The sequence below is a fragment of the Acinetobacter seifertii genome (assembly GCF_000368065.1).
Lineage (GTDB): Bacteria > Pseudomonadota > Gammaproteobacteria > Pseudomonadales > Moraxellaceae > Acinetobacter > Acinetobacter seifertii.
Genome location: NZ_KB851210.1, coordinates 1 through 4,857, shown reverse-complemented (window position 1 = coordinate 4,857; position 4,857 = coordinate 1). Strand labels below are relative to the sequence as shown.

At 36.9% G+C, this 4,857-nt stretch carries 4 protein-coding genes; all 4 read left to right on the top strand.

Features of this window, described 5'->3' with window-relative positions:
* Positions 1-227: 227 nt before the first annotated feature.
* A complete protein-coding gene (locus F985_RS24970) occupies positions 228-1,187 on the top strand; it encodes a GlxA family transcriptional regulator (protein ID WP_004706950.1) in 960 nt (319 codons plus the stop codon).
* Between the two features lie 115 nt (positions 1,188-1,302).
* Positions 1,303-2,541 carry a M24 family metallopeptidase gene (locus F985_RS24965; protein ID WP_004706948.1) on the top strand — a complete coding sequence of 413 codons (1,239 nt, stop codon included), beginning with the start codon at positions 1,303-1,305 and terminating at the stop codon, positions 2,539-2,541.
* Between the two features lie 54 nt (positions 2,542-2,595).
* Positions 2,596-3,888: an MFS transporter gene (locus F985_RS24960; RefSeq protein WP_004706945.1), complete on the top strand. Its 1,293-nt coding sequence runs from the start codon at positions 2,596-2,598 to the stop codon at positions 3,886-3,888.
* Between the two features lie 12 nt (positions 3,889-3,900).
* Positions 3,901-4,806, top strand: coding sequence for an aromatic amino acid DMT transporter YddG (yddG, locus tag F985_RS24955; RefSeq protein ID WP_004706944.1), 906 nt, complete (start codon positions 3,901-3,903; stop codon positions 4,804-4,806).
* Positions 4,807-4,857 lie beyond the last annotated feature (51 nt).

The window sequence follows — 4,857 nt, the reverse complement described above, 5'->3', positions numbered from 1 at the left end:
TCTATATTTCATATCCAGTCCATGATGTTTAAGCCATCATAAACTAGACATTTTTATTGGTGAGAATATAGACACTTTAAATGGGTTCTAACATTTTAAATTCGTATAACGGCCATTATGTTAAATGGATAGTTATTTGGTGGAAAATTTAAATTTTTAAAGAATCGAAATTGTGGTCTTAAACTTGCTTACTAAAAATATGAAAGAAATGAAGTAAATTAATTCTTATGTTGCAAAACTCTAAGCGTATTGGTTTTCTATTACTCGATAACTTTTCTATGATTGCCTTCTCAAACATGCTTGAAGTATTACGTATGGCTAACTATGTCATAGAAGATAATTTATACCAATGGAACGTAACGGGTTTAGATGGACATCATAGCTGTGCAAGTAATGGCTTACAAATACAACACACCTGTGTTTTATCACATTTACTCAATATGGACATTGTCTTTATTTGTGGTGGCTTTCAATTATATAAAAATATGACGCCACGATTAAAGAATTTTTTATATCAACTTGATCAGAAAAAAATCGCTCTAGGTGGTTTATGTACGGGTGCATATGTATTGGCAAAAGCGGGTTTGCTCAATGGCTTTCGTGCCAGTATGCATTGGGAAAATACTTTAGCCGCACAAGAAGAATTTCCCTTAGTACAATTTACCACTCATATTTTTACTATTGATGTGAATCGTTTCACCTGTTCTGGTGGGCTTGCCGCAATTGATTTAGGCCTACAGCTTGTTGAAATGCACTATCCTAATATTACTAAAAAAATTTGTGAGCAATTTATTGTCCATCAAATACGTGATGGCAATGAAATTCAACATCAGCCTATTTCTAAACACAGTAAAAAGCTTGATTTGCCGATTCAAGAGGTGTTGCGCTTAATGGAAAATAATATTAATGAACCTTTAAAGATTTCTGAAATTGCACAGCATGTAAAACTGCAATCACGTACCTTAGAACGCTTATTTAAAATACATCTGCAAATATCTCCGAAAGAATATTACTTAAAACTAAGGCTTACTCATGCACAAAATTTACTGAAACAGTCCACTTTGAGCATTTCAAATATTGCATTTGCATGTGGTTTTTGTAGTGCTTCTAGTTTTACTAAAGCCTATAAAGCTTTTTTTAACTATTCACCCAAATTTGAACGGAATGTTCTAGATTTTGCTAATTAGTATTTTTTAATATTGTCAGTTTTTGACAACTTTCTGTCGTTTTTGGCGAAAACACCTATTCATATTCTGCATAAGCTTAGTTGATTGGTTACATCACATTGATCTAGGCACATATATGAATACTTTAGTAAATAATTTTGCTGTTTCAGAGCTACCATCATTATTAACCATTGAAAATGGTGAAAAAGTTTCTGCGACATTTTCATTATCTGAGTATCAAAATAGACAAAGCAAGCTACGCCAACTAATGGAAGAGCTAGAAATTGATCATGTTCTATTTAGTTCAATACATAACATTAACTATTATGCGGACTTTATTTATTGTTCATTTGGTCGCTTCTACGGTCTGGTGGTTAGCCCAGAAAAAGTGGTGACAATTTCAGCAAATATTGATGCTGGTCAACCTTGGCGTCGTACGGTTGGTGACTATAACGTGGTTTATACCGATTGGCAGCGTGATAACTATTTTAAAGCGGTTGCACAAGAAATTCCGAATAGAGGTCGTGTAGGAATTGAGTTTGATCACTTACCTTTAGAGCGTTTAAACAAGTTAAAAACAGTTTTACCGAATGTGCAGTTTGTCGATATTAGTGCCGCATGCATGAAGCTACGCATGATTAAATCTGCTGAAGAAATTGCACATATCACCCAAGGTGCTGCAGTGTGTGATATTGGTGGTTTTGCAGTGACTGCAGCGATTCGTGAGGGTGTACCAGAGCATGAAGTAGCTTTAGCCTCTACCCAAGCCATGGTACGTGAAATTGCCAAACGGTTCCCAAACTCTGAACTAATGGATACGTGGACCTGGTTCCAATCAGGCATTAATACCGATGGGGCACATAATCCGGTTACGACACGCCAAGTGCAAAAAGGTGACATCTTAAGTTTAAACTGCTTTTCTATGATCGCAGGCTATTACACAGCCTTAGAGCGTACACAATTCTTTGATCACTGTGATGATGCTTCACTACGTATTTGGGAAGCGAATGTTAAGGTGCATGAAGCAGGCTTAAAACTCATTCGCCCGGGTGCACGTTGCAGTGATATTGCGAAAGAATTAAATGAAATTTTCTATGCAGAAGGCTTATTACAATATCGTACCTTTGGTTATGGGCATTCTTTTGGCGTCTTATCGCATTATTACGGTCGTGAAGCAGGTTTGGAATTACGTGAAGATATTGATACGGTGATTGAACCAGGCATGGTGATTTCTATGGAACCTATGGTCATGATTCCACAAGGCATGGCTGGTGCTGGTGGCTACCGTGAACATGATATCTTGGTGGTAACTGAAACAGGCAATGAAAATATCACTAAGTTCCCATATGGCCCAGAACATAACATCATCAAATAATCAATTGCGTAGACACTTCTTTTAGAGGTGTCTATTTGATTTAAGGGGACAAAAATGACAAAAGACAATCAGGTAGAGCAAAAAAAAACCTTAAAACGTGTCGCAAGTGCAAGCTTCATTGGCAATTTTGTAGAATGGTTTGATTACGCTGCATATGGTTTTTTGGCAACAGTCATTGCAGTGGTTTTTTTTCCGCAAAGTGATCCTTTAACTGCATTAATGGCTGCCTATGCAATCTTTGCAATTTCATTTATTTTACGTCCATTAGGCGGTATTTTTTGGGGCCACGTTGGGGACAAGTTTGGTCGAAAAAATGCACTATCTTGGTCGATTATCTTAATGACCCTAGCGACAGTATGTATAGCACTATTACCAAGCTATCAAAGTATCGGTATTTTTGCACCGATCCTGCTCTTAGTATTCCGGATGATACAAGGTTTTTCAGCTTCAGGTGAATATGCAGGTGCTGCAAATTTTCTTGCAGAATATGCCCCTAAGAAAAAAAGAGGACTTTATACCAGTTTAGTTCCCGCAAGTACTGCAGCGGGTTTACTACTCGGATCTGTAATGGCAGCAGCGATGTTCGCTTTTATGTCAGAGGCATTTCTACACGAATATGGTTGGAGAATTCCATTCTTGTTGGCCGCACCATTGGGCCTAATTGGATATTATATCCGTGTAAAGCTAGAAGACACGCCAGAATTTTTAGAACACCAAAAAACTGGCCAGAAAGAAAATTTTCCAATCAAAGCTTTATTTAATCAATATCGACCAGCACTTTTTAAAGCATTTGCTGTTGCATCTTTAAATGCGACTGCGTTCTATCTTATTTTTAATTACATGCCAAACTATTTGGCAACAGAATTAGGCGTAAATAAAACCCAAGCATTTATCTCAGGATCAATTTCACTGCTATTTTATATCGCTGTAGTTTTTGCGATGGGAAAATATTCAGACCGAATTGGACGCAAGAAAATGTTGCTTTGGGCAAGTCTAAGCTTTATCGCACTTACGATCCCTTTATTCTACTTACTTTCAACTGCCAGTTTTGTTGAAATGGTGATGATCCAACTGGTGTTTTGCACATTGTTAGCAATGAACGATGGTAGTTTACCTGCATATTTAACAGAACAATTCCCTATACAAGTGCGCTATACCGGTTTTGCCTTTAGTTTTAATACTGCTAATGCACTGTTAGGTGGAACAGTTCCTTTGGTTGCAACCTGGTTAATTCAACAAACAGGTAATACCTTAGCACCTAGTGTCTTATTAATTGTAGTTGCAGTTTTTGCAAGTATGGCTTTATTACAAAGGAAATCACATCGTTTAGTCAGTGCTAAAGCTTAAAAGGAATTAGTTATGCTTTTAAATGCTCTACCTGCACTCAATAGAAATATATCGACTTTAATTGGTCTTACAGCTGTCATATTTTGGAGTACAAATGTAGGCTTAATTCGTAGTGTCAGTGAGAGCTTTGGAGCTGTAGCCGGTGCTGCTCTAATTTACAGTTTCGCATCCATGATTTTAGTTTTCACGATTGGTATGCCTAAGTTTTCTACAATCCCAAAATCCTATTTATGGTGGGGAAGCCTTTTATTTGTTGCTTATGAATTATGTTTTGCTCTTTCTATTGGCTATGCACAAAACAGTAGACAAGCAATCGAAGTTGGTATGATTAATTATCTATGGCCAACATTTACCCTAGTATTTGCAATTATTTTTAACAACGTTAAGGCCAATCTTTTAATTATTCCCGGCTGCATATTGGCTTTGGTTGGAATTTGTTGGGTGCTAGGGGGGGATACTGGATTTAATCCCTTCCAGATATGGAACAATTTGAAGGTTAATCCTCTTAGTTATGGTTTAGCTTTTGCTGCTGCTATTTTGTGGGCTGCATATTGTTCTGTGACAGTAAAAACATCTCAGGGTAAAAATCTAGTCACTATATTTTTTGCCCTGGTTGCAGTTGTACTATGGATAAAATACTTTTTCATGAGTGGGTCAGCTATTAATTTTACTTATGACAATACAGTCACTCTGATTATGGCGGCTGGTGCTTTAGGTTTGGGATATGGTGCTTGGAATATTGGAATTATTTCAGGGAACATGACATTAATGGCTGGCGCTTCTTATTTTACTCCTGTGTTATCTGCTTTTTTTGCGGCATTACTTCTAAGTACTTCCTTATCTTTCATCTTTTGGCAAGGTGTTGCAATGGTGACAACAGGAGCAGTCTTGTGTTGGTTAGCGACTCGAAAGCAATAAATTATTTAGAGGTTTTAAAATTAACATAATACACCTTATACGAAATGCGTT